Source organism: Brachybacterium sp. sponge, from assembly GCF_001613775.1.
GTDB lineage: Bacteria > Actinomycetota > Actinomycetes > Actinomycetales > Dermabacteraceae > Brachybacterium > Brachybacterium conglomeratum.
The window spans coordinates 159,881-184,448 of record NZ_LRMP01000001.1 but is presented as its reverse complement, the minus strand read 5'-3'; the positions used below and the strand labels follow the sequence as shown (position 1 = coordinate 184,448).

Annotated in this window: 18 protein-coding genes; 8 read left to right on the top strand and 10 right to left on the bottom strand. The window is 73.5% G+C overall.

What is annotated here, in order from left to right:
- Nucleotides 1-78 precede the first annotated feature (78 nt).
- The 4 genes from A4A78_RS00855 to A4A78_RS00840 are packed head-to-tail and all read right to left on the bottom strand — an operon-like array spanning nucleotide 79 to nucleotide 4,780.
- Nucleotides 79-969: a glycosyltransferase family 2 protein gene (locus A4A78_RS00855; RefSeq protein WP_062946555.1), complete on the bottom strand. Its 891-nt coding sequence runs from the start codon at nucleotides 967-969 to the stop codon at nucleotides 79-81.
- Nucleotides 956-2,230, bottom strand: a complete 1,275-nt coding sequence (locus tag A4A78_RS00850; RefSeq protein ID WP_062946554.1) for a lipopolysaccharide biosynthesis protein — start codon at nucleotides 2,228-2,230, stop codon at nucleotides 956-958. Before A4A78_RS00850 ends, A4A78_RS00855 begins: the two co-directional genes overlap by 14 nt.
- Nucleotides 2,223-3,290 carry a polysaccharide pyruvyl transferase family protein gene (locus A4A78_RS00845; RefSeq protein ID WP_062946553.1) on the bottom strand — a complete coding sequence of 356 codons (1,068 nt, stop codon included), beginning with the start codon at nucleotides 3,288-3,290 and terminating at the stop codon, nucleotides 2,223-2,225. Before A4A78_RS00845 ends, A4A78_RS00850 begins: the two co-directional genes overlap by 8 nt.
- Entirely contained in the window at nucleotides 3,287-4,780 is a 1,494-nt protein-coding gene (locus A4A78_RS00840; RefSeq protein WP_062946552.1) for a polysaccharide biosynthesis tyrosine autokinase, read from the bottom strand. Before A4A78_RS00840 ends, A4A78_RS00845 begins: the two co-directional genes overlap by 4 nt.
- A 195-nt stretch (nucleotides 4,781-4,975) precedes the next feature.
- On the opposite strand from A4A78_RS00840, the gene A4A78_RS00835 reads away from it, so the two are divergent.
- Both A4A78_RS00835 and A4A78_RS00830 read left to right on the top strand, forming a co-directional pair.
- A complete protein-coding gene (locus A4A78_RS00835) occupies nucleotides 4,976-6,100 on the top strand; it encodes an O-antigen ligase (RefSeq protein WP_062946551.1) in 1,125 nt (374 codons plus the stop codon).
- Nucleotides 6,101-6,131: 31 nt separating this feature from the next.
- Nucleotides 6,132-7,103, top strand: a complete 972-nt coding sequence (locus A4A78_RS00830; protein WP_062946550.1) for a PHP domain-containing protein — start codon at nucleotides 6,132-6,134, stop codon at nucleotides 7,101-7,103.
- Nucleotides 7,104-7,125: 22 nt separating this feature from the next.
- Here A4A78_RS00830 and A4A78_RS00825 read toward each other — a convergent pair whose 3' ends face one another.
- Nucleotides 7,126-7,737 (bottom strand): short chain dehydrogenase, encoded by a 612-nt coding sequence (locus tag A4A78_RS00825; RefSeq protein WP_062946549.1) that lies wholly within the window; start codon nucleotides 7,735-7,737, stop codon nucleotides 7,126-7,128.
- 324 nt (nucleotides 7,738-8,061) lie between these two features.
- Between A4A78_RS00825 and tdh the strand changes: the two genes are divergently transcribed.
- Nucleotides 8,062-9,129, top strand: coding sequence for an L-threonine 3-dehydrogenase (gene tdh, locus A4A78_RS00820; protein ID WP_062946548.1), 1,068 nt, complete (start codon nucleotides 8,062-8,064; stop codon nucleotides 9,127-9,129).
- A 105-nt stretch (nucleotides 9,130-9,234) separates the two neighbouring features.
- Nucleotides 9,235-10,452, top strand: coding sequence for a glycine C-acetyltransferase (locus A4A78_RS00815; protein ID WP_062946547.1), 1,218 nt, complete (start codon nucleotides 9,235-9,237; stop codon nucleotides 10,450-10,452).
- Nucleotides 10,453-10,749: 297 nt separating this feature from the next.
- Here the strand turns inward: A4A78_RS00815 and A4A78_RS00810 are convergent, their stop codons facing one another.
- Nucleotides 10,750-12,201, bottom strand: coding sequence for an MATE family efflux transporter (locus tag A4A78_RS00810; RefSeq protein ID WP_231880775.1), 1,452 nt, complete (start codon nucleotides 12,199-12,201; stop codon nucleotides 10,750-10,752).
- Nucleotides 12,202-12,370: 169 nt separating this feature from the next.
- Between A4A78_RS00810 and A4A78_RS00805 the strand changes: the two genes are divergently transcribed.
- The 4 genes from A4A78_RS00805 to A4A78_RS00790 all read left to right on the top strand — a co-directional run bounded on the left by A4A78_RS00805 (nucleotide 12,371) and on the right by A4A78_RS00790 (nucleotide 19,482).
- Nucleotides 12,371-15,955: an efflux RND transporter permease subunit gene (locus A4A78_RS00805; RefSeq protein WP_062946546.1), complete on the top strand. Its 3,585-nt coding sequence runs from the start codon at nucleotides 12,371-12,373 to the stop codon at nucleotides 15,953-15,955.
- Between the two features lie 272 nt (nucleotides 15,956-16,227).
- Nucleotides 16,228-17,943 (top strand): cell wall metabolism sensor histidine kinase WalK, encoded by a 1,716-nt coding sequence (locus A4A78_RS00800; RefSeq protein WP_231880773.1) that lies wholly within the window; start codon nucleotides 16,228-16,230, stop codon nucleotides 17,941-17,943.
- Nucleotides 17,940-18,629, top strand: coding sequence for a response regulator transcription factor (locus tag A4A78_RS00795; protein ID WP_062946545.1), 690 nt, complete (start codon nucleotides 17,940-17,942; stop codon nucleotides 18,627-18,629). Before A4A78_RS00800 ends, A4A78_RS00795 begins: the two co-directional genes overlap by 4 nt.
- A 235-nt stretch (nucleotides 18,630-18,864) precedes the next feature.
- The gene (locus tag A4A78_RS00790) at nucleotides 18,865-19,482 is read left to right on the top strand and encodes a hypothetical protein (RefSeq protein WP_062946544.1); all 618 of its coding nucleotides are present in this window, start codon (nucleotides 18,865-18,867) and stop codon (nucleotides 19,480-19,482) included.
- A gap of 151 nt (nucleotides 19,483-19,633) precedes the next feature.
- Here the strand turns inward: A4A78_RS00790 and A4A78_RS00785 are convergent, their stop codons facing one another.
- From A4A78_RS00785 to A4A78_RS00770, 4 genes are all read right to left on the bottom strand, one after another.
- Complete coding sequence (locus A4A78_RS00785; RefSeq protein WP_062947900.1) at nucleotides 19,634-21,361, bottom strand: ABC transporter ATP-binding protein; 1,728 nt, start codon at nucleotides 21,359-21,361, stop codon at nucleotides 19,634-19,636.
- Nucleotides 21,362-21,392: 31 nt separating this feature from the next.
- A complete protein-coding gene (locus tag A4A78_RS00780) occupies nucleotides 21,393-22,550 on the bottom strand; it encodes a hypothetical protein (RefSeq protein WP_062946543.1) in 1,158 nt (385 codons plus the stop codon).
- 199 nt (nucleotides 22,551-22,749) lie between these two features.
- The gene (locus A4A78_RS00775; protein WP_062946542.1) at nucleotides 22,750-23,538 is read right to left on the bottom strand and encodes a ferritin-like domain-containing protein; all 789 of its coding nucleotides are present in this window, start codon (nucleotides 23,536-23,538) and stop codon (nucleotides 22,750-22,752) included.
- Between the two features lies 1 nt (nucleotide 23,539).
- Nucleotides 23,540-24,400 (bottom strand): hypothetical protein, encoded by an 861-nt coding sequence (locus A4A78_RS00770; protein ID WP_231880772.1) that lies wholly within the window; start codon nucleotides 24,398-24,400, stop codon nucleotides 23,540-23,542.
- Nucleotides 24,401-24,568: the final 168 nt, after the last annotated feature.

Sequence of the window (24,568 nt, the reverse complement as noted above, 5' to 3'; positions counted from 1 at the left end):
CCCCGGTATGGGTAGGTTCGTCCTAAATGTCCGATTTGGGACGAGTGGAAGCGGCGAGGGTCGGGGAGAATGTCCGACTCAGGACGCCCGGGGACGGCGCGGACCGGCGACGCGGCCGGGGAGATCCCGTGCGGCGCGGAGCACCAGGCGCCGAGCGATCCGGGCGACCATGATCACCTCCGCGGCGAGGAACTGCGGCAGCGAGAGCACGCCGTCGCGCCGCAGCAGCACGAAGGTGCGCTGCTCGCCGGCGATCATCTTCCAGATCCGGCTGGACAGGCCGCTGGTGCCGAAGGGGTCCTTGTGGAAGTACGCCAGCGGGACGGGCACCGAGAGGACGTCGCCGAGGGCGGCGACCCGGATCCACAGCTCGTAGTCCTCGGCGTAGAACCGCCCGGGCGTGAAGCGCACCGGGAGGTCACGGCGCAGGAGCACGGAGGAGGTGGTGTGCGGATTGCTGACGATGTGATGCCCCATGCCCAGCCGCACCGGCGCCGGCACGGGCGTCGGCAGCGGGGCGGGAGAGGCATCGTCCTCGGAGAGCACCAGGGAGTGCGTGCTGGCCATCAGGGTGGCGGGCGTGAGCGCGCGCGCCTGCAGCTCGAGGCGTTGCGGATGCCAGGAGTCGTCGCTGTCCAGAAAGGCGATCCACTCACCCTCCGCCGCCTCCCAGCCGCGGTTCCTCGCCGCTGCGGGGCCCTGGTTCCGCTCCTGCTCCAGCACCCGCACTCGGAACGGGAACGACTCCTCCTCCAGGCCGCGCAGCGTCTCGCGCTCCTCGGGTGCCGAGCAGTCGTCGACGACGACCACCTCGAGCGGGAGCAGCGTCTGCACCGCGATCGACTCCAGGGCGCGCCCGATCGTGTCGGTGCTGTTGAAGTGCGGGATCACCACGCTCACGGAGAGCTCGGGGGCGGGCGGCTCCTCGCCCTGTCGCCGGGTCTCGGGGTGCGGATCAGTGAGGGACATCGGAGACCACCCTTCGCGGGGTCAGCAGGAGTCGTGCCGTGACGAAACGGACGAGATAGGCGCCGGTCATGGAGAGGATCCCCACCAGGACCCACTGCGTGGTGCCGATCATCGTGGCGAGCGCGAGCGGGAGGACCGCGCCGACCAGGGTCGCGATCGTGGTGAGGAGCTGGCTGCGGTACCAGTTCAGGACCAGCAGCACGGTGGAGTTGAGATAGCCGAGGATGCACAGCGCCGCGGTCACCCCGAAGGCGAGCAGCTCCAGCGGGGTCGCCCCGAAGGCATCGCCGTAGACCAGGCGCAGGAACGGGTCGCCGAGGAGCACGACGGCCACGACCGCGGGGACGGCGACCGCCCCCAGCAGCAGGGTGTGGCGCCCCATCGAGCGCAGCAGCGAGGCGGCCCCCTCGTCGGCGAGATGGCGGCGGTAGGTGGTGATCAGGATCGTCTGCGCGCTGGCGCCGAGCAGGTTCGCGGCGACGATCAGGTAGGCGGCGGCCGTGAAGCGGCCGACCTCCGGTGCGCTCGTGTGCGCCCCGAGGAACCACACCGGGATCGAGGCGACCAGGCTCATCAGCCCGGTCGAGGCCGTGATGGGCAGGGCGGCGGCCAGCAGCCGGCGCACCCCGATCTCCTCCTCGGCCTCGAGCGCGGCCCGGCTCGGGCGCGAGAGGGCGAGGGCGACCAGGCCCATCGTCAGCGAGACGCCGCCCACGCACGCCAGCAGCACCCCGGTGGGCGCCGACAGCCAGGCGGCGACGGAGATCGCAGCGACCGTGGCGACCGCGCCGACGCTGGTGAGCGCGCCGAGCGCCGTGAAGCGCCCCTGGCGCTGGAGGCGGGCGAGGGCCAGCTCGGACAGGCCGTCCGCCACCTTCATCACCGCCATGCCGAGGAAGATCCCCCAGTAGGGCGCCGCGATCAGGCAGTACACCGCCAGGAGCGCGAAGGCGAGGGCCAGCCCGCCCACCCGCCAGCGCAGGAACGTCCCCCAGCGCGGGGAGCCGGCCTGGGAGACGTAGACGTTGCGCAGCCCCAGCCCCAGGAAGATGAACAGCGGGGTGGCGCCGGCCAGGACCACGGAGTACTCGCCGAGGCCCGCGGCGCCGTAGGTCGCCGCGATCAGCCAGACGATGAACCAGTGGGAGACGCCGCTGCCGATCGTCCCGCCCAGGATCAGCAGGAAGCTGCCGGCGCGGGCGAGCAGGCCGGGCGAGCCGGCGGGCGGGGCCTCGGCGGGGGCGGTGCGCGTCTCAGGCATGGGCCATCTGCCCCAGGTAGATGCGCTCCGCGTGGCGGATGTACTCCTCCGGCTCCCGCACCGGGGACCTCTCGAGGGAGAGCGCCGCCTCGAGCGCCTCGGAGAGGTCCGGCGCGTCCACCGGCACGCAGACGGCCGCGTCGCCGGAGACGTCCTCGACGAACGCGCGGCACTTGGCATGGTGGTCGAGCATCAGGAACCTCCCGCCGGAGAGATACGCGACGATCGCCCCGTGCAGGCGCTGGCTCAGCACCAGGGAGGCCGAGCCGAGCGCCGCCAGGGTGCCCTCGAGGCCGATCTCGAGGAAGCTGCTCGTCGTGCACTCGACGCCCTGATCGCGCAGCGCCGCGGCGAGCGCGCGGACCAGCTGCTCGTCCCCGTTGCGGGGGTGGCCGTTCAGCGCCAGGATCCGCACCGGGGCGGGCAGCCCGCGCAGACGCATGGCGCGGCGCGCCTGGAGCACCTGCTCGGCGAGCAGGTCCACGTCGGCGTCGGCGGCCGCGGAGGGGCACACCACCAGCCCGGAGCGCTCGTCGTCGGCCGCCTGGGTGATCAGCGGGCTGAGCGCGGCGAGGTCCCCGCCCTGCTCGATGCCCGCCGGCGGGCCGGCGACCGGCTCGGGCAGCAGGGGGAGGTCCTCCTGGAGGAGGGTCCAGGAATCGTCCCGGACCACGATCCGCTCGAACTCGCCGAGGTACTGCTTCACGTCCTGCCGCGCCTGCTCGTCGGCGAACGGGCCCACCGAGACGCCGAGCGCCTGCACGCGGGCGGGACGGAGGCGTCGGCGCAGGGCGTCGACCCCGGACACGTCGGTGAACACGGAGCCGCCGCAGTACGCGAGCACGTCGGCGCGGCGCAGGATCCGCAGGGAGTGCGCGGCGCGGACGAGCGCGCCCAGGGGGCCCGCGGTCGCATGGCGGCCGAGGTCCCTGCTGGTCAGGGCCAGGATCTCGGAGGAGCCCGGCCACAGCTCCTCCCGGCGCCGACGGACGGTGTCGAGGAACAGCTGGTCACCGAAGTTCCCCCAGCCGAAATAGCCGACGACGGCGATGGTCTTCACGCTTCACTCCTTGTGATGGACGCATTCCGGGTGCTCCCGGAGCTCGTGCCCTGCAGGTCGGTCCCCGGCGGGACGGTGCGTCGGCGCCGCCCTGTGCGGGGGCCCGCACCGGCCGCCACGGCCGAGCCGGGGACGGCGCCGGCGGTCGTCGCCTCCGGGGGCAGCTCGTAGTAGGTCTCCAGGTCGCCGCGCGGGACGCGGTTCAGGACGATCCCCAGTGCGTCCGCGTCGACGAGCTGAAGCTTCCGCAGGGCCAGGGAGAGCTGGACGCTGCGGACCCTGCCGCTGCCGGCGACCAGGAGCGTCCCGGACACCTGCTGGGCGAGGGTCGTGCTGTCGCTGAGCGCGAGGACGGGCGGGGCGTCGATCAGCACGATGTCGTAGCGGTCCGCGGCATCGCGCAGCAGCGTCGTCATCCGGAAGCTGTCCAGGAGCGCGCCGGGGTTCTGCGGGCGGGGACCGCCGGCGAGGACGGAGAGGCCCTCGAGCGCCGTGGGCTGGACGAGCGTCGTCCAGGCCGCGCCGCCCCGCAGCGCGGTGCTGAGCCCGTCGCGATGACCGAGCCCGAGGCCGTGGTCCGTCCACGTGCCGCGCAGGTCCGCATCGATCAGCAGGGTCCGGTGCCCCTCGCGGGCGAGGGTGGAGGCGAGGTCGAGCGCGGTGCTGGTCGCGCCCTCGCCGTGCACGGCGGAGGTCACCAGCAGGGTGCGCAGCTCGGTGCCGAGTCCGAGGTGGCGCAGCGTCGTGCGCAGGCCGCGGAGCGCCTCCGCACGCCGGCCCTGCGGGGCGACGTCCTCCAGCGGCAGGAACGGCGGCTCCCCTGAGCGGGCCTCGGGGATCGAGGCGAGCAGCGGGCGCTCGGTGAGCGCGGTGAGGTCCTGGGCGTCCCGCACCCGATCGTCGAACGTGCCGCGCACGAGCGCGACAGCGATCCCGGCCGCGACCGCGGCGAGCAGGGCGAGGCCGAGCAGGAGCGGCAGGTCGGGGCGTGCGGGATGCTCCGGAGGGAGCGCCGGCGCGACGGTCGTCAGGTGGATCGGGGAGGGGCCCGAGGCGGACTCGAGCCCGGACACCTCGGTCCTCAGGCTCGCCGCGACGAGGTTCGCGATGCGCGCGGCCTGCTCCGGGTCCGTGTCCTCCGCCGAGATGGTGAGCAGGAGGGAGTCCTCGGGGATCTGGACCGTGAGCACGGAGGCGAGCGAGTCCGCGTCCGTGTGCAGGTCGAGGGCCTCGATGACGGGATCGAGGACGAGCGGGGAGGTGGCGAGATCGGCGTAGGTGGTGATCCGCTGCACCGCGTAGTCGGAGGCCTCCGTGCGGTCGAACACGTCGCCGGACGCGCCGGTGCGCACGAACACGCTCGCGGAGGCCTGGTAGACAGGGGTCTGCACCCAGATGGCCGCGGCGGCGGCTGCGAGCACGAGCAGCGAGGTCAGCAGCGCGGTGCGCCATCTCTCCTGCACGAGCGCGAAGCAGCGCTGAATCGTCATGGGTCTCCCCGCTCCCGGTGCGCGGTCGGGCGGGGATCCCCCTGGCCCAAACTGCTCAAATCGGACATACTGGTCACGTTCAATCTAGCCCATCCCACCGTGGATGAGTAGATCGGGCGGACCACTGATGCAGGAGCGGCTCCTCGAGCTCCGGCGTCGCCGAGCCCGAGAGAGGTCACAGTGCAGAGAACCGTGATGAAGGAGCATGCCGAGAAGAGCTCCCGGCTCCCCCCGGCGGAGACGTTCGTCCTCATCGCGGCCGCGGCATGGACGGTGTACGTCGCTCTGACATGCCTCCGGCTCGAGGGCGGTGCCGCCGAGGTGCTCGCGACGTCCTGGCCGTATCTCGCCTTCGCCCCGATGCTCGTGGCAGGGGCGGTGCTGGGTCATGTCGCGAAGCGGGGCGTGCTGCCCCTGGTGGTGTCGCTCCTCGTGGTCGCTCCTGCGCTGGCGCTGCTGCTGGGCGTGCCCTCCTACGCGAACGCCCTCGCCGCGGCGGGGGTCCAGCTCGTGGCGCTCGGCGCGCTGATCCTCGAGGGCAGCGCGGGCGCCGGGGTGCGGGGCCTGCGCGGGGCGCCGATGGTGCGGACCCGGGACCCCGGCGACGTCGCCCTCGGGGGATGGGACCGCGCGCAGAACGCCTGGCGCCGACAGGTCGTCCAGGTGATCGGGGCCTGCATCGCCGTGCTCGGCGCCGTCCTCGCGACCAACGCCAAGGCGGGCCTCGCCACCCTCGCGGTGGTCCTGCTGGCCGCCGCGCTCGCCGCCTGGGGACGCCTGCACCTCTCCCGCCGCACGATCGTCGGCCTGGGCCTCGGCGTCGTCGGGCTCGCAGCCCTGCTCGTAGTGGTGCTCGGAGTCGTCGGCCGCTGGCCCTCCTGGATGACCGGACCCCAGTCGCTGAGCAGCGCGCGGCACGCGCTGTGGCGGGACGCGCTGACGCTGTTCGCGCAGCACCCGGTCCTCGGGGGTGGGCCCGGCGCGTTCTCGGAATGGTCGGGCATCGCGGAGTACAACCCGCTGCTGTACGCCGCGCACTCCTCGGTCCTCCAGGTCGCCTCGGAGCTCGGCGCGGTGGGCGTGATCCTGTTCGCGGCGATGCTGGCCGCCGGGACGGTCCTGGCCGCCCAGCGGGGGCGGGGTCGTGCCCTGATCGGCGTCGCCGCATGGAGCGCCCTGGCCGTCCACTCGATGATCGACCACCTCTACGAGTTCCCGATGGTGGTGCTGCTGGCCGGGATCGTGATCGGCTGGGCGGGGGCGCGCCCGGTCCGCCGCGCCGCGTCGCCGCCCGGTCCCGAACCTCGGCCCGGCCGCTGACGAGCCCTGCGGCCTCTGGCACCCTGGCCCCATGACCTCCCTTCCCGTCGGCCTGCCCGCCGACAGCCACGTCCACAGCGAGTTCTCCTGGGACACCGGCGGTCCGGACTCCGCCGCGCGCGGCACCATGCGCGCGACCTGCGCGCGGGCCGTGGAGATCGGGCTGCCCGCGCTGTTCTTCACCGAGCACCTCGACCTCGAGGACGCCTGGTTCACGGATCTGGAGGACTTCGCCGACCACGAGCGGCACCTGGTGGGGGCCGATGGCGTGGTCGCGGTGCCGCGCTTCGACGTCGACGGCTATCTCGAGGAGATCGACCGCTGCCGCGCCGACTTCCCGCAGCTGCGGATCGGCACCGGCCTCGAGTTCGGCCAGCCGGGCCTGCGGCTCGACGCCGCCCGCGCCCAGCTCGACCTCTCCGCCTTCGACCGCATCATCGGCTCGCTCCACACGGTCCCGCTCGAGCGCCCGTCGGCCGACGGGGAGCCCGCCGGCGAGGAGCAGTCCGCCGGCGGGGCGCGGTCCGCCGACGGGGCGCGGTCCGCCGACGGGGCGCTTCCCCCGCGCTCGGAGCACCGCGCCGAGCCGAACACACTGTTCCGTCGGCGTCCCGCCCTCGAGGTGATCCGCGACTACCTCGCCGAGGTGCCCGCGCAGGTCGCCGGCGAGGGCCCGCACGAGGTCGTCACCCATCTCGACTACGCGGTGCGCTACTGGCCCGAGGAGGTCGAGGGACCCTTCGATCCGCGCCCGCTCGAGGAGGAGCTCCGCGGGGCGATGCGCGCGATCGCCGCGAGCGGACGCGCGCTCGAGATCAATACCCGCCGCCTGCGCCCCTGGATCCCGCAGTGGTGGGCGGAGGAGGGCGGGGAGGCGATCAGCTTCGGCAGCGACTCCCACACCCCGCTCGCCCTGGCCGCGAACTTCCCCGAGGCGATGGCGCTGGCGGACTGGGCCGGCTTCCGCCCCGGCCGCGACCCGCGCGAGCTCTGGCGGCGCTGACCCCGGAGGCCGCCGCCGGGCCTCAGATCGAGAGCACCCGCCCGGTCTCGACGCCCTCGACGCTGCGCACGTAGGTCGAGGCGACATCGGCCGCGGGCACCGGCAGGAAGCCGGGGAAGCTGGGGTGATAGCCCTCCGCCTCGGCGAGCACGTTGGGGCTGACCGCGTTGATCCGCGCCCCGCCGGGCAAGGTCGCCGCATGTGCGCGGACGAAGCCGTCGATCGCGCCGTTCGCCGCGGAGGCGGCCGCGCCCGTGGGGACGGGGGAGTGGGAGAGGATCCCGCTGGTCAGGGTGAAGGAGCCGCGGCCGGTGAGCAGCGGCGCGCCGTGGACCACGAGCGCGATCTGCCCGAGGGCTTTGTCCAGCAGCCCCGCCCGGTAGTCCTCGACCGTGAGCTCCGAGGCCGCGGCGAAGGGGACCTTCCCGGTCGCGGCGACCACCGCGTGCAGCGGGGCGTCGGCCGTGATCCGCTCGTAGAGCGCGGCGATCGAGGACTCGTCGGTGAGGTCCACCCGCTCGCCGGAGGAGCGGGAGGCGCGCACCACCTCGTGGCCGCGCTGCTCGAGGAGGTCGGCGACGGCGCCGCCGATCAGTCCGCTGGCTCCGACGACGAGGATTCGCTGGCTGGTCATGCTCGGGCTCCGTTCGCTGGGGGACAGGCGGCCGCGCCCGCGACCGCCTCCCCAGCATGCACCCGCCGACGCCGGGGTCGCGACGTGCTCGGCGGGACCTCCGGGCGAGGGCGGCGGTGCGGGGCCGCGGCACCTGCCGTGGCCCGTCGCGGTCCCCGTCACGGCGGACCGTCGCCGGCTTCGCCCTCTACCGGCTCGCCCCGTATCCTCGTCGCGTCGGTCCACATCCCGGACCGGCGGTCCGTCCCGGCGCGGGGCCCATCCCGTCCCGCCCGTCCGACGCGACCGAGCACGCTCCCGCGCGGAGCGGGACGAGGAGGTCTGATGCGCGCACTGCGCAAGGTCACGCCCGGCGCGGGCCTGGAATGGACGACGGTCGACGAGCCCGGCTGCGGGCCCTGGGACGTGAAGGTGCGTGTGCTGCGCACCGGGATCTGCGGCACCGACCTGCACATCCTCGCCTGGGACTCCTCCGCGGAGGCGATGTGCGACTCGGTCCCCTTCACCCCCGGCCACGAGTTCTACGGCGAGATCGCCGAGGTCGGCTCCGAGGTCGACGACGTGCGCGTGGGCGACCGGGTCTCCGGCGAGGGGCACGTGGTGTGCGGGACCTGCCGCAACTGCCGTGCCGGACGGCGCCAGATGTGCAACCGCGTCCGCTCCGTCGGCGTGCAGCGCGACGGCGCCTTCGCCGAGTACGTCACCGTCCCGCACGAGAACGTGTGGGTCCACGAGCACGACGGCGGGCAGGAGCTGATCAGCCCCGAGCTCGGCGCCGCCTTCGACCCGCTGGGCAACGCCGTCCACACCGCGCTGAAGTTCCCCCTGGTGGGCGAGGACGTGCTGATCACCGGCGCCGGCCCGATCGGCCAGATGGCCGCGGCCGTGGCCCGCCACGCCGGCGCCCGCTACATCACCATCACCGACATCTCCCCGGAGCGCCTCGCCATGGCGGAGGACTGCGGCGCCGACGTGGTCCTCGACGTCTCCACCACCCGCGTGCTCGACGCGCAGCGGCAGCTCGGCATGCGCGAGGGCTTCGACGTGGGCCTGGAGATCACCGGCCAGGCCCGCGCCCTGCAGGAGATGATCGAGAACATGAACCACGGCGGGAAGATCGCGCTGCTGGGCCTGCCCTCGCGGCAGTTCGAGATCGACTGGACCGCGGTCGTCACCCGCATGCTCACCCTCCAGGGCATCTACGGTCGCGAGATGTACGAGACCTGGAACGCGATGTCCGCGATGCTCTCCACCTCCCGCACCCTGCGCACCGCCATCGAGCGCACCATCACCCACGTCCTGCCCGCTGCGGAGTGGGAGGACGGCTTCGCCCTCGCCCGCGAGGGGAAGGCCGGCAAGGTGCTCCTGGACTGGAGCGACGTCGGCGACTGACCCGTCGGCCCCCGCCGCCCTTTCCGCGCGCTCCCGCCGCCCGCGGCCGCGCCGCCGCCCGCACGACCTCCCGCGACCTCACCCCGACCCCAAGGACCCCACTCCATGTACACCGACCTCAAGGACCAGCTGACCGCCGAGCTCGACGAGATCGAGCAGGCCGGCACCTTCAAGCACGAGCGCGTCATCTCCACCGCGCAGTCCGGCCGCATCACCGCCGGCCCCGTCGGCCGCGACGGCGCCGAGGTGCTGAACTTCTGCGCGAACAACTACCTGGGCCTGGCCGACGACGAGCGGCTCGTCGCCTCCGCCAAGCGCGCCCTGGACGAGCGCGGCTTCGGCATGGCCTCGGTGCGCTTCATCTGCGGCACCCAGGACCTCCACCTCGAGCTCGAGCAGGCGCTGTCCGCCTTCCTCGGTACCGAGGACACGATCCTGTTCTCCTCCTGCTTCGACGCGAACGGAGCCGTCTTCGAGCCGCTGTTCGGCAAGGAGGACGCGATCATCTCCGACGCCCTGAACCACGCCTCCCTCATCGACGGGATCCGCCTGTCCAAGGCCGCCCGCTTCCGCTACGCCAACGCCGACCTCGACGACCTGCGCACCCAGCTCGAGGCCGCCGCCGCGCTGCACGACGGCAAGGGCGCACGCCGCACCGTCATCGTCACCGACGGCGTGTTCTCGATGGACGGCTACCTCGCCCCGCTGCCCGGCATCTGCGACCTCGCCGACGAGTTCGGTGCGCTGGTCATGGTCGACGACTCCCACGCCGTCGGCTTCATGGGCGCCACCGGCGCCGGCACCCCCGAGCACTTCGGCGTCTCCGACCGCGTCGACATCTACACGGGCACCTTCGGCAAGGCGCTCGGCGGCGCGAGCGGCGGCTACGTCTCCGGCCGACGCGAGATCGTCGCGATGCTGCGCCAGAAGGGCCGCCCGTACCTGTTCTCCAACTCGCTGGCCCCCTCGATCACCGCTGCGACGCTCACCGCGCTGCACCTCGTCGAGGGCAGCGCCGAGCTGCGCGCGACCCTGTTCCGCAACGCCGAGCTGTTCCGCGCCCGGATGGGCGAGGAGGGCTTCGAGCTGCTCGACGGCGAGCACGCGATCGTGCCGGTCATGTTCGGCGACGCGGCGCTCGCCGCCCGGATCGCCGACGCGATGCTCGACCAGGGCGTGTACGTCACCGCGTTCTCCTACCCGGTGGTGCCGAAGGGGCAGGCGCGCATCCGCGTGCAGCTCTCCGCCGCGCACACCGAGGAGGACATCGAGGCGGCCGTGCGCGCCTTCGTCGCCGCGCGCGACGCCGTGCAGACCGGCTGACGGCGGCGGGCCAGGCAGGGGTGCCGCACGCTTCCGCGTCGCGCGCGTGACCTCAGCGTCCCCTGGGCGCTGAGGTCACGCAGGGAGCGCAGTAATGTGCACCGCCCGGCTGACCAGCCATGCGTTCACTGGCGGAATAGGCGAAGGCAGGGCCGTATGCAGCCTCCCTCCCCGTATACCGCCAGTGAACGCAGCCGACCGCGGTTGCCGACCGCCCCCGGCGGCGATCACCCGTGCCCCGTCAGCCCTTCCTGACCTGCTGGTCTCCTCCCTGCTCGTTCCTCGCCAGTTCGGCGATCACCCCAGCCGCATCCACTCGTCCGTCCGCACCCGCAGGCCGAGGCTGATCGCGCGCAGCACCATGAAGAAGAAGTTGCAGGCCAGCCACAGCAGCGCGAGGCCCAGCGGGCCGCCCGGCGACCACAGCGCCACCGCGATCGCGCCGGGCAGCACCAGCACCGCGATGAGCGAGCCGACCTTCGCCAGGTACGGCGCGTCGCCGGCGCCCATCAGCACCCCGTCGAGCACGAACACGTACCCGGCGATCGGCTGGGTGATCACCAGCACCCACAGCGCCGCGCGCAGGCTCTCCTGCACGGCGACGTCGGGGGTGAACAGCTCGGGCACCACGTAGCTGGCCGCGAGCAGCAGCACCGCGACGACCGCGCCGCCGCCCACGCCCCACACCATCAGCCGCCGCGTCACGGCGTGGACGGTGCGCGGGTCGGAGGCGCCGAGATACCGACCGGTCAGGGCCTGGCCGGCGATCGCGAGGGAGTCCAGCGCGAGCGACAGCACCGTGAACACGGTGGTGGTGAGCTGGTGCGCGGCCAGCTGCACGTCCCCGAGCCCGGTGGCGACCACGGTCGAGGCGATCAGCACGACCCGCAGCGACAGGGTGCGCACGAACATCGGCACGGCGTCCCGGCCGACGGCCACCAGGTTCGCCGGCTGCAGACCGAGCCCGATCCCCTCGCTCCGGGCGCGGCGGACGATCACCGCCAGCAGCACCAGCGCCATGCCCCACTGGGCGATGACGGTGCCGATCGCGGAGCCGGCGATCCCGAGGCCGGCGCCGAAGATCAGCAGCGCGTTGAGCGGGATGTTCACGATCGCACCGCCGACGGCGACCACCAGCGGCAGCGTCGCATCCTGCAGTCCGCGCACCAGACCCGTCGCGGCCTGCACGGCGAGCATGGAGGGCAGGCCGAGCGCGCTGATGCGCAGGTAGATCGTCGCCTCAGCGAGCACCTCGGGGGAGGGGCCGAACAGGGCCAGCAGCGGCTCCCCGGCCACCACCAGCACGAGCGCCGCGGCGGCGCCGACGAGCAGCGCGAGCCAGCAGGCGTCGATCCCGCGGGAGATCGCCTCGCGGCGTCGGCCGGCGCCGAAGGAGCGGGCCACCGCGGCGGTGGTGGAGTAGGCGAGGAACACGGCCAGGCCCACGACGGTGGTGAGCACCGTCGAGGCGAGGCCCAGGCCCGCGAGCGAGGTCGTCGAGACCCGGGCGATGAACGCGGAGTCGGCGAGGACGAACAGCGGCTCGGCCACGAACGCGCCGAGGCTCGGAATCGCCAGGCGCAGGATGTCGCGGTCGACGGTGCGTCGCGCCCGCTCCTCGCGCGGCTCGGCGATCGGCGCGTCCCGCGGCTCGGCCGTCGGCTCCCCGCGGTCTCCGCCCGTCGGCCCCGAGGGTCCGTCGTCCCTCAGCTCGTCGGGCTCGTCGGGAGAAGTAGCAGGGGTGGGCACCCCACCATTGTGCGACGAGCACCCGACCATCGTCGGTGCCGGGGTCCCAGGTGCGCGTGAGAGAGTTCCCGCGGAGCACTCCGCCCTGCGCCCCCGGCGCGGCGACGGGGCCCACGCCCCGCCGGTCGGCGGGACCCACCCCCGTCGGACCGCCTTCCCGAGGAGCAGGATGAACCGCCTCGCCCGCCTGAGTCTGAACAACAGGTCCTTCATCGCCCTGGTGTGCATCGCCGTGTCGATCATCGGCGCGTTCATCATGACCACGATGCGCCAGGAGCTGATCCCCTCGGTCTCCCTGCCGCAGATCCAGGTGATGACCACCGCTCCCGGATCCTCGTCCGAGCAGGTCAGGGACCGGATCACGAGCCCCGTCGAGCAGTCGCTGCAGGGGCTGGAGAACGTCGAGGCCACCTCCTCGACCTCCCAGGCGGGGCTGTCGATGGTCACCGTCGAGCTCACCTACGGCACCGACGTGGCCCGCTCCTCGAACCAGGTCGACGCGGCGCTCTCCCGCATCGAGGAGCAGCTCCCCTCGGACGCGGACCCGCAGGTCATCTCCGGCGGCACCAGCGACCTCCCGGCCGTGGTGCTGTCGGTCTCCTCGGACCTGGACCCCTCCGACCTCGCCTCGCGCCTGGATGCCTCGGTGACCCCGGAGCTCGAGCGCATCGGCGGCGTCTCCTCTGTCGCGGTGATCGGCGCGCCCGAGCAGATCGTGCGCATCACCCCGGACGAGGCCGCGCTCGCCGAGAACGGCCTGACCGAGGACGACATCTCCACCGCCCTGGACGCCAACGGACTGTCCCTGCCCGGCGGCTCCGTCACCGACGGGGATCGCACGATGGACGTCGTGCTCGGGCAGAGCATCGACAGCCTCGAGAGCCTCGAGGGGATCGTGCTGATGCCGTCCGACGGCGCCTCCGGGTCCGGCGGCGACGACGCGCAGGGCGCCGGCCAGCAGGGCGCCGACGGACAGGCCGCAGGCGGTCAGCAGGGCGCCGACCAGCAGGGCGCGCAGGGCGCCGACGGGCAGCAGACCCAGCCCGGCACCGCCCCGGGCGAGCCCGCGGAGCCCGTCACCCTCGGCGAGGTCGCCACCGTCGAGCAGACCACCGAGGACCCCACCTCCGTCTCCCGCACCAACGGCCGCGAGTCGCTCGTGGTGATGGTGACCGCGACCGTCGACGGCAACGTCGTGGACATCTCCGGGGACGTCGAGAGCGTCCTGGACGACACCCTCGCGGGCGTCGGCGGCGACGCCCAGGCGGACGTCGTCTTCGACCAGGCCCCCTTCATCCAGGAGTCGATCCTGGCGCTGGCCGAGGAGGGCCTGCTGGGCCTGCTCTTCGCCGTCGGAGTGATCCTGCTGTTCCTGCGCCGGGTGCGGCCCACCGTGGTCACCGCGATCTCGATCCCGACCTCTCTGCTGATCGCGTTCATCGGCATGTACGTCACCGGGTACACGCTGAACATGCTGACCCTGGCGGCGCTGACGATCTCCATCGGCCGCGTGGTGGACGACTCGATCGTGGTGATCGAGAACATCATGCGCCACCTCGCCTACGGCAAGACCAAGCGCCGCGCGATCCTCGACGCGGTCGGCGAGGTCGCCGGCGCGATCACCGCCTCCACCCTCGCCACCGTCGTGGTGTTCCTGCCGATCGCGGTGGTCGCGGGCATGGCCGGGGAGCTGTTCCGGCCCTTCGCCCTCACCGTCGGTATCGCGATGCTGTCCTCGCTGCTGGTGGCGCTGACCATCGTGCCGGTGCTCGCGTACTGGTTCCTGAAGCCCCCGAAGGGCCACGAGGACATCGACCCCGACGACGCGGCGCAGGTCGCCGCGATCCGCGAGGACGCCGAGGCGAAGGAGGAGCACACCTGGCTGCACCGCCTCTACGCCCCCGTGCTGCGGGCGACGTTGGACACGCTGCCGCGCCGTCTGCTCACCCTCGGCGGCGCGGTGGTCGTGCTGATCGGCACCGTGCTGCTGATCCCGCTGGTCAACGTCAGCTTCCTGGGCGACACGGGGCAGAACATCGCCTCGATCACCCAGACCCTCCCCGCCGGCACCAACCTCCAGCAGGCCTCCGACAAGGCGGCCGAGTCCGAGGACGCGCTGCTGGAGATCGACGGGGTCGAGACCGTGCAGACCACCATCGGCGGCGGCCAGTTCGGCATGGGCGGCGGCGGCGAGAACGAGGTCAGCTTCTCGATCACCACTGATGCCGACGCGGATCAGGAGGCGCTGAGCGAGGAGATGGTCGCGGCGCTGGAGGCCCTGCGCGAGCCGGGCGAGGTCGAGGCGGCCGACGTCGCCTCGCCCACCGGCTCGAACTCGGTGGACATCATGATCACCGGCCCCACCGCGGAGGATCGTCAGGCCGCGAACGACGCGATCGTGGCCGAGCTCGACCCGCTGCCGGACGGCGTCTCCGAGGTCGCCACCGACCTCGAGGGCGACCAGCCGACGGCCGTGGTGACCGTGGACCGTGAGGCCGCGGCCCGGATGGGGCTGACCGAGGAGGCCGTGGTCGGCCTGGTCGCCCAGCAGATGTTCCCCGGGGCGATCGGCACGATCACCCTCGAGGACGACGAGCTGGACATCTACGTCGAGGGCGGCGAGAGCGTGGACACCTTCGCGCAGCTGCAGGACCTCGAGCTGATGGGCTCGATCCCGCTGACGGACGTCGCCTCGGTCGACGAGGAGCTCTCCCGCCCCTCCATCTCGACCCAGGACGGGCTCGAGACGGTGACCGTCTCGGTGACGCCGGCCGGTGAGGACGTGGGCATCGCGACCCGCGCCGCGAACGACGCGATCGCCGCGGCGGACCTGCCCGAGGGCGTCGAGGCGACTGTGGGCGGCACGGCCGCGGACATCGACGAGACCTTCGGCCAGCTCGGCATCGCCATGGTCGCCGCGATCCTGCTGGTGTACGTGCTGCTGGTGTGGATCTTCAAGTCCCTGATCCAGCCGCTGATCCTGCTGGTCTCGATCCCCTTCGCGGCGATCGGCTCGCTGGGCCTGCTGGTCATCACCCGGGTGCCGCTGGGACTGCCCTCGATGATCGGCCTGCTGATGCTGGTGGGCATCGTGGTCACCAACGCGATCGTGCTGATCGACCTGGTCAACCAGTACCGACGCCACGGGATGGCCCTGGACGAGGCGCTGCATCTCGGCGCCTCCAAGCGTCTGCGCCCGATCCTGATGACCGCGGCGGCGACGATCTTCGCGCTCGTCCCGATGGCGCTGGGGATCACCGGCAACGGCGGGTTCATCGCCCAGCCGCTGGCCGTGGTGGTCATCGGCGGTCTGATCTCCTCGACCCTGCTGACCCTCGTGATCGTGCCGGTGCTGTACCGGATGGCGGAGGGCCCGGGGGAGCGGCGCCGACTGCGCGAGGAGGCCCGCACCGCGGAGCGCCGCAACGGCCGCTCGAGCCGCGCGGAGGCCGAGCGGCGCGAGGCCGAGGGCGACGCCCCGGTGGATCACCTCGCCGAGAGCGAGGCCGGCGGCCGGGCCGGCGTGGACAGCGGCGCCGGCGCGACCGAGGCCGGCGCGACCGGGGCCGGCGGCACCGGTGCGACCGGCCGTCGTGCGACGCCCACCGACCAGCAGCGGGACCTCGCCCAGCGGCGTCCCGACCTGCGCGGCAGCTCCGGCTCCGGGGCCGCCGGCCAGGGCCGGAAGGGCCGGTCGATCAAGGAGCGCGGCGGGATCGTCGGGATCGTGAAGCGGCGCCTCGGCCGCGACTGATCCACGGGGCGGACCCGGGAGGGGCCGGGCGACCACGCGTCGCCCGGCCCCTCCCGGGTCCCGGCGTCTCACGGCCTACCCGTCCCGGCCTGCCCGCCCCGTCCCGCCCCGTCCCGTCCCGTCCCGTCCCGGCCCGCCCCAGCCTGCTCCGTGCCTCTCCCTCCCCGCCCTCCCCGCCGTCCCCGTCGGACGGGGGATGGTCAGGTGATGGCGCATGGCGTACCTCTATGCCGTTATTGGCATAGTGGTGCCGTATACGCCATCAGCCGACCATGGCCCCCGCACCGTCCCGCTCCGGGACCGGGTGGGATCCGGAGCACGAGCGGGAGGAGCACGTGGTGGCCGACGAGACCCGCCCGATCGGCACCTGCACCTCGCGCCGCCCGTCCCGCACCCGCACCCCGCGCGGGCCGAGCCGTTGGACGGTCCGCACCCGCGTGCTCTCGACCCTGCTCGTCTTCATCGCCGGCGGCCTCGCCGTCACGGGCGTGCTCACCTTCGCCGCGCAGTTCCGGGCCCTGGACCAGCGGATCGACGCCGAGCTGTGGCAGGAGCACAGCGAGCTGTCCCTGATCGCGAACTCCACCGACGCGGAGGGCGAGACGATCCACACCACGGTCGACAGCGTGCTGCTCAACGCCACCGACTCCGCCGCCCCCTCCGACCACGAGTCGGTGATCGCCCTGATCGACGGGGAGCCGCGCTACCAGCCCCGCCAGCAGGACTTCGCGCTGCTGCCCGAACCGCCCGAGGACGCCTCGCACGCGGAGGCCGCCGCGGTCACGGCCGAGTCCGAGATGGTCCTCGCCGAGATCCTCGACGCGCAGGTGCCGGACAGGACGGTGATCGTGCCGATGGAGGCCCACGGCCGGGACCTGCGCGTGCTGATCGCGTCGGTCTCCGTGGCCGGCGACGAGCAGCAGGGCGTGTTCGTGGTCGCCAACGACATCGGCGCGCAGCGACGCGAGCTGTGGCAGAGCGTGGCGCTGTTCTCGGGGATGTCCGTGCTGGTGCTGCTGCTGGCCGGCTGGGTGGGCTATGTCGTCACCGGGCGTCTGCTGCGGCCGCTGGGGGAACTGCGCGGCGCGACCGAGCAGGTCACCGTCACGGACCTCGAGCACCGGGTGCAGGTCCCGGACGGCGGGGACGACATCTCCGCGCTCGCCCAGAACTTCAATCGCATGCTCGAGCGGATCCAGGAGGGCTTCGCCGAGCAGCGCCGGTTCATGAGCGACGTCGGCCACGAGCTGCGCACCCCGCTGACCATCGTGCGCGGCACGTTGGAGACCACCGATGTGCAGGATCCCGACGACGTCGTCGAGTCCCACCAGATCGCGATGGAGGAGCTGGACCGGATGGGCCGCGTGGTCGGGGACCTCTCCGAGCTCGCCGCCTCCAGCCGCCCCGACTACGTCAAGCCCCGCCCGGTGGACCTCGCCTCCTTCACCCGCTCCGCCTTCGCCCGCATCGAGCACATCGGGGAGCGGGAGTGGATCCTCGAGCGCACGGCCGACGTGGTCGCCGAGGTCGACGAGCAGCGCCTCACCCAGGCGGTCGTGCAGCTCGCCGCGAACGCGGTGCGCTACAGCGACGAGGGGACCCGGATCTGGTTCGGCGTGGACCAGGTGCTCGGGCCCGAGGGGCCGGAGATCCACGTCAGCGTGCGCGACGAGGGCGTGGGCATCGCCGAGGAGGACCAGCAGCGCGTCTTCGAGCGCTTCACCCGGGCCGAGGGCGCGCGCGGCGCCGGCTCCGGTCTGGGCCTGCCGATCGTGCAGGCGATCGCGGAGGGCCACGCCGGGGCGGTGCGCCTGTTCTCCCGGCTCGGCAGGGGATCGACCTTCACGATCGTGTTCCCGCAGTTCAGCCCCGAGGCCGCCAGGACCGTCGGCGAGGGTGCGGAGCCCGGGAGCGGTCATACTGGGACGCGGGCGACGCACCGCCCCGACGACGAGACCGACGAGCCACCCCGGAGGGAGCAGGGATGAGGATCCTCATCGCCGAGGACGAGGCGCGGATCGCGCGCTTCATGGAGCGGGGTCTGAAGGCCAACGGCTACGCGACCACCGTGGTGGAGGACGGCATCGCCGCGCTGGACCTCGCCTCCGGAGGGGAGTTCGACCTGCTGATCCTCGACGTGGGCCTGCCGCGCATGGACGGCTTCCAGGTGCTGAAGGCGCTGCGCGACATGGACGTGCAGATCCCGATCCTCATGGTCACCGCCCGCACCGGCGTGGAGGACACGGTGCAGGGGCTCGAGAGCGGCGCGAACGACTACATCGCCAAGCCCTTCCGCTTCGAGGAGCTGCTGGCGCGGGTGAAGCTGCGCGCCCGGGAGGCGACCGCCGGCGCCGCCGCCGTCAGCGCCGACGTGCTCACCCTCGGAGACCTCTCCCTGGACCTGCGCAGCCGCATCGCCAGCTGCACCGTCGACGGCGCCCCGCGCGAGGTGGAGCTGTCCTCGCGCGAGTTCACGATGGCGCGCGTGTTCCTGGAGAACCCGAACCAGGTCCTCACCCGCGACCTGCTGCTGTCGAAGGTGTGGGGCTACGACTACGACGGCGCCTCGAACGTGGTGGACGTGTACGTCGGCTACCTGCGTGGCAAGCTCGGCGCGCCCCGCCTGGTGACCGTGCGCGGGGCGGGCTACAAGATGGTCGACCCCGCCGCCTGAGCGCCGCCGGCGGCCGAGCCCCCGCGGGTCGAGGCCCCGTCGGCCGCGCCCCCGCAGACCGCACCCGTTCTCCGGCCGCGCCTCTCCGGCCGCGTCCGCGGTCCGGCCGCGCCTCTCGCCGGCCGCCCCCCTCGACGGCGCGTCGCCGCAGGCCACGGCCCACGAAGCGGGTTCATGAGAGTCCTCTCATCGACCCTTCACAGGGGTCTCATCGCCTGCTGGGAGCCTCGCCGACATGAAGGCTCTTCGCACTACCGGGATCATCGTGTCCGTCGCGCTCGCCGCGGCCGCGCTCGCCGTGCTGCCCTCGGTCGAGGAGGAGGGCCCGCAGGAGAGGGCCGGGATCACGATCGGCGACGCCTCCGATGCCGGCGGTGACGCTCGCGCCGGTGGTGGCGGCGGGGAGGGCTCCCGCTCCGCCGACGGGACCGATCCGGCCGCCGCGGGCGCGGATCCGTCGGCCGACGGCGCCGCCGTGGCGCTGCCGCGCCCGGCCGCGACCGAGCAGCCCGTGCGCGGGATCCACTCCGGCACCGGCATCGGCGCGATCGAGGCAGAGCCCTCGCCCGAGCCCGCTCCGGAGCCTGCTCCGGCCCCCTCGCCCGCCGCGCCGGCCGAGCAGCAGCCCTCGACCGGCGGCTCGTCCCCCGGCGGCTCCTCGTCAGGCGGCTCCTCGTCGGGCGGGTCCTCCTCGGAGGGCTCGAGGCCCGCGCCCGCGAAGCCCGCACCGGCACCCCCGCAGCGTCCCTCCGGCGTCTGCGAGTGGGACGACGGCGAGCTCGAGTGCGACGACGACGACGACGGCGATGACGACGATGACGATGACGATGATGACGACGATGATGACGACTGAGCCGGGCCGGCGCCGCCCCTCGTCGAGCGGCTGAGCCCGCTCCGCAGACGGAGTCCCCTCCCACAGATCGAGCCCGGACGGCAATGGCGCCGTCCGGGCTCTCTCCTGCGGTGGCCTCGGGGTTCTCGTCATCCCCGCAGCCGCCGTCCTCTCAGTCGTCGTCCTCGCCGTCGGCGCGGCCGCCCACCGTCTCGCGCTGCGGCATCGTCCCGGCCTGCAGGGCGTGGAGGCGGTGCTCCCGCGCGCCCAGCAGCTGCGCGAGCTGCCCGGAACCGGCCATCACCACCACCCCCGGATAGGAGCTCAGCACCCGGTCCAGCATGCGCCGGCCGTCGTCGTCGAGGTCACCCTCGAGGCCGTCGATCAGCAGCAGCGGCGGGGTGCCGTACATCGCGCGGGCGAGCGCGAGGCGGGCCCGGTCCGAGCGGTCCAGCGGCTCGCCGCCGCGGCGCAGCGGGGTGCGCCCGCCGCGGGGGAGGGAGTCGACGTCCAGCCCCACCAGGTCCAGCATCTCCTGGTCGTGGGCGGCGTCGAGGTCGGGGCGGCGGTAGTGCAGCGCCCGGCCCACGGTGCCGCGCTCGAAGACGGTGCCGGCGGCGGCATGGCCCACCAGGCGCCGCACCCGCTTCGGGCCGAGCGTGCGCAGGTTCTGTCCGTCGACCCACACGGAGTCGGGGGCGGCGAGCTCGGGGCCGGGGGAGAGCTCCAGCACCCGGCGCAGCATCTCCTGTGGGGCGCGCGGGTCCTCGGAGACCAGGCGCACCCGGTCGCGGGGCCCGGCCACGAGCGGGGCATCGCCCGCGGTGAGACCGGGCAGGTGCAGGTGCACCAGCGCGTCGCCGGACCCGACCGTTCGCGGTGCCTCGACCTCGGCGGAGAGCCGGCGGCGCTCCTCGGCGCGGCGGCGGCGCTGCTCGGCCCCGGCCAGCGCCGGGCCCAGCACCATGCGGGCCGCGAGGTGGGTCTGGCGGTACTCGACGATCCTCCCGATCTCCAGCACCGGCGACGAGGCGATCCCGGCGACGGCCATCGCCGCCATGGTCACGCCCGGGGACTGGCCCAGGTAGATCCCGGCCGCGGCCACCAGCAGGGTGGTCAGCGTCGAGGCGACCACGCCGCCGGCGCGGAGGGTGCCGACGGTCTCGGCCCGGTCCACCGCGATCTCCACCAGATTCCCGGAGGTCTCGCGCAGGTTGCGCAGCTCCCGCTTCGACCCGCCCGCGGCGAGGATCCCCTCGGAGGCGGTGACGGTGTCGGCGATGCGAGAGGCGAGGCGGCCGCGGGTTCGGCGCATGCGGCGGGTCTTGATCAGCGCGGTCCGCGCCCACACCAGCAGGCACAGCCCGAGCACCACCAGCGGCACCGCCATCGCGAGAGCGAGCAGCGGATGCAGCACGACGAGGGTGCCCAGGCTGCCCAGGATCAGCGGCACCCCGACGGTCAGCGGGGCGATGCCCTGGGAGACCCAGCTGCGCACCCCGGAGAGGTCGTTGGTGGTGCGGGCGACGGTCACGCCGAGAGAGGTCGAGTGCCCGGGGGTGAGCGCATCGCCCAGCAGGGTCAGGCGCAGCTGGTGGACGTAGTCCTGGCCGAGCTTCTCGGCCAGCACGCGCTGGTGCACGGTCAGCGCACCGATCGCCAGCGCGGTCAGCACCAGCAGCAGCAGGGCCCGCAGCAGGATCGGGGACATGCCCGCCGGGGCGCCCTGCATGGTCACCAGCGCCCAGGCGGACAGCGCGCCGAGCGCCGCCTGCCCCAGCCCCAGCAGCACCAGCCCCGTCAGCCACAGTCGGCGCTTCCCCCGCATCAGCGGGGGCAGCGGGGGAGGGTTCTTCAGCAGGCCGTTCGCCTGCAGCTCCGGTTCGCGCTCACGTCGCATCGAACCGCGCTCCGGCCGGCTCGCCCCGCGGTCACGACGCATCGGCGAGGCGCTCCTTCAGCAGGTCCTCGACCAGACCGCGCGCCACCTCCGCCTCGGTGAGGTCGAAGGTGCCGGCCACGGGCACGTCTAGGGCGCGGCGCGCCTCCGCGGTCGCCAGCGGCGAGCTGGTCACCACGCCGGAGACGACCGACGGTGTCCGGCCGAGCTCCGTGAGCGCCGCAACGCCCCCGACGGCGCCGAGCGCGTCGCCGGCCGCGAACACGACCCGGTCCACGACCCCTCCGACCTCGGGATCGGCGAGCAGGCGCGCGGTCTCGCCCTGGTAGACGCCGTCGGCGATCTCCAGCAGCACCACGTCGGGACGGGCGGCGCCGCCGGCGAGCTCGTCGGCCATCGACAGGAACAGGTCGCGCACCTCCTCGACGTCGACCTGGAAGGTGGAGGAGTAGCCGAAGTCGGTGAAGTCCAGGACGCGGTGCGCGCCCGCGTCGAGGAAGAGGTTGTAGTCGTTGCCCGCGCCGGTGCCGGTCGCCTTCCCGGCGGCCACGCGCAGCCCGGCCGCGGCGAGGCCGTGCGCGAGATGGGCCAGCACCGTCGACTTCCCGGAGTTCATCGAGGTGCCGAGCACGGCGATGACAGGGACGTGATGGGCGGGGCGGTCGGTGCGCGCGGTGATCGAGCGCAGCACCTGGTGGGAGGCGGTGCGGGCGAGGGCGAGCGGGCCGTGCTCGTCGCGGATCACGCCGATCGGCTCGATCTCGGTGGGGGAGCCGACGCCGGAGTGCTGCTCGAGCACCCGGGAGGCCAGACCGCCCGCGGCCGCGAGATGGGCGGGGCCGAGGTCGCCGGGGATCATCGCGAGGAACTGGTCGGCGGCGTAGCGGCTGCCGTAGGCGACGACGATCTCGTCGCCGGGGAAGAGGATCTGGCGGCGGGAGACGGGGCTCTCCAGGCGCTTGTGGTGGCCGACCTTCGTCACCTCGGCGAGGAGCACCTCGCCGGGCTGCGGGACGTGCTCGCCGGTGATCAGCTCGACCTTCCGGGCGCGGCGCAGGTGCGCGCCGACGGTGCGGGTGGAGAAGGCGTGCTTGGCGAGCTCGATGCGGGAGCGCACGTCCTGCGGCGCCCTCGCGGGGCTCGTGGCGGTGAGCGTCGCGGCGGTGGTCTCGGGGTGCAGGATCGTCATCTCGGGGCTCCTCGGTGGGTGGGTCCGTGGCCGGCCCCGGGGCGGGCCTGCCGTACGAGGAGCAGTGAACCGACGGCGGATGAAGCGCCGATGAAGCGATGATGAGACGGATCTCAGAGAAGAACCTGCAGGTCAGGAGGGGGTTGGAGGGGTGCGTTCCGGGCAGGTCGGACGGAGCGGACCGCTCAGCCGCCGCGGCTCAGGCGGGCACGCCGAGGCGCGCGAAGGCGTTGCGGAAGATCGTCAGCCCGTCCAGGCCGTGCATCTTCTGGACCCGCTTGTCGAGCTTGTCCAGCTCGTCGCCCTGATGGGCGAAGAGGTGGTTCATCACGTGGCGCACCTCGGACTCGTCCATCATCCCGCTGCCCACCGGCTTCCACACCTTCGACATCACCAGGCGCACCAGCCTCGGGGCCCGCTCGGAGGCCTCGAGGTACCGCCGCGCCGAGGTCGTGTAGTAGGCGACGTGCCGCGTCTCCTGCTGCGCGATCCGCTTGAGCAGCGGGGTCATCACCGGGTGGTCGACCATGGCGGAGAGCCGACGGTAGGCGGCCACGGCGGAGAGCTCGTTGGCCGCGCCCCAGGTCATGTGCACCGCGAGGAAGTCCTTGCCCACCAGGTTCGACAGCGAGGACTGCTTCATCGGGCCGAGCGCGGCCCGCCAGCCGAGCTTGACGCGCTTGGCCTTGACCTCGTCGTAGTCCACGACGATGCCGTGCCGGCCGAGCACCCGGGCGAGGGCCTCGCCGTGCCAGTACTCCTCGCGGTTCCACACGGTCATGAAGCCGCCGGCCTCCTCCTCGCGGTGCGAGGGGGTCACCAGCAGATCGCGCATGAAGCAGGAGGTGTGGTACTCGACGTCGCACATGTAGCGCAGGGAGCGCAGGGTCTGCGCGTCCAGCGGCTGCTCGTCGAAGAGGTCGAAGTCGAGATCCGCGTACTTGACGGGCAGGGAGGTCTCGGCGAAATGATCGATGTCGAAGGCCATGTCACACTCCGGAACGGGGCAGGGAGAGCAGGTGGGGGTCGGGCAGGTCCGGACCGGGCAGCAGTCGGGTGATCTCCCGTCGGGCGCGGTGGAGGCCGGCGCGGTCGCGGGGATCCGCGCCCAGCACCTGCAGCGCCGCGTCGAGGTCCGGATCGGGCACCCCGCCGCCGTGCAGCGGGGAGCCCAGGCTCAGCACGAGCCGTGCGACGACGGCCTCCTTGCGTGAGCGGGTGACGCGGCCGATGGCCTCCTGGGTGAAGAAGTCGACCGCCGCCTCCTGGCGGGCGCGCACGGTGCGGACCACGCGCTCGGCCTCGCCGCCCAGGCGTCGCGCGATCGCGTCGAGGCCCGCCACGAGCGAGGCCTCCTGAATCGCCATGCGGGCCATGTGGCCGGCGGCGACGGGCTCCCCGGCCGCGGCGTTCCACAGCGGGGTCAGCAGCGGCTGGACGCGGTCCACGTGGATCCGGCGCAGCCTGGCGAGGCGGCGCGGCCGACGGGACGGGGCGGGGCGCTCGACGGGGTGGTCGCCGGTGAGCAGATCGCGCAGCGCGCGGGCCTGCCAGTGGCGGTCCACCAGCCAGGTCGCGAGGAAGGCGGTGATCCGGGCCTCGTTCGCAGTGACGGTCGAGAGCATCGTCCGCGCCTCGGCGAGCGCGGAGGACTCCAGGCGCTGCAGCACGCCGAGGGCGAGGCGCTCCTGCTCGCGCAGAGGCTCCTGGGAGGCGTGGAGCTCGGTGTCGACGGCGATCCGGCTGGTGCCGCGCCGGGTGTACGCCTCGACGTCGAAATCGGTGCGCAGCACGGGGGTGATCGTCTCGTCGAAGTGGAGGTGGCCGGCGTAGCGGCCGGTGGTGGGCATCGACGCGTGCGGATCCGGGGTCCCGGCGGGGCCCGGGGAGGCGGCGGCCGCGGCGGAGGGAGCCTCTGCGCTCCGTGCCCTCGTGGTCCGGTCCCTGTCGTCGTCGGCATCAGCCGACGGGTCCGCGGTGAGGTCGACGGTCACCTTCCACCTCTCTCTCAGGATCGG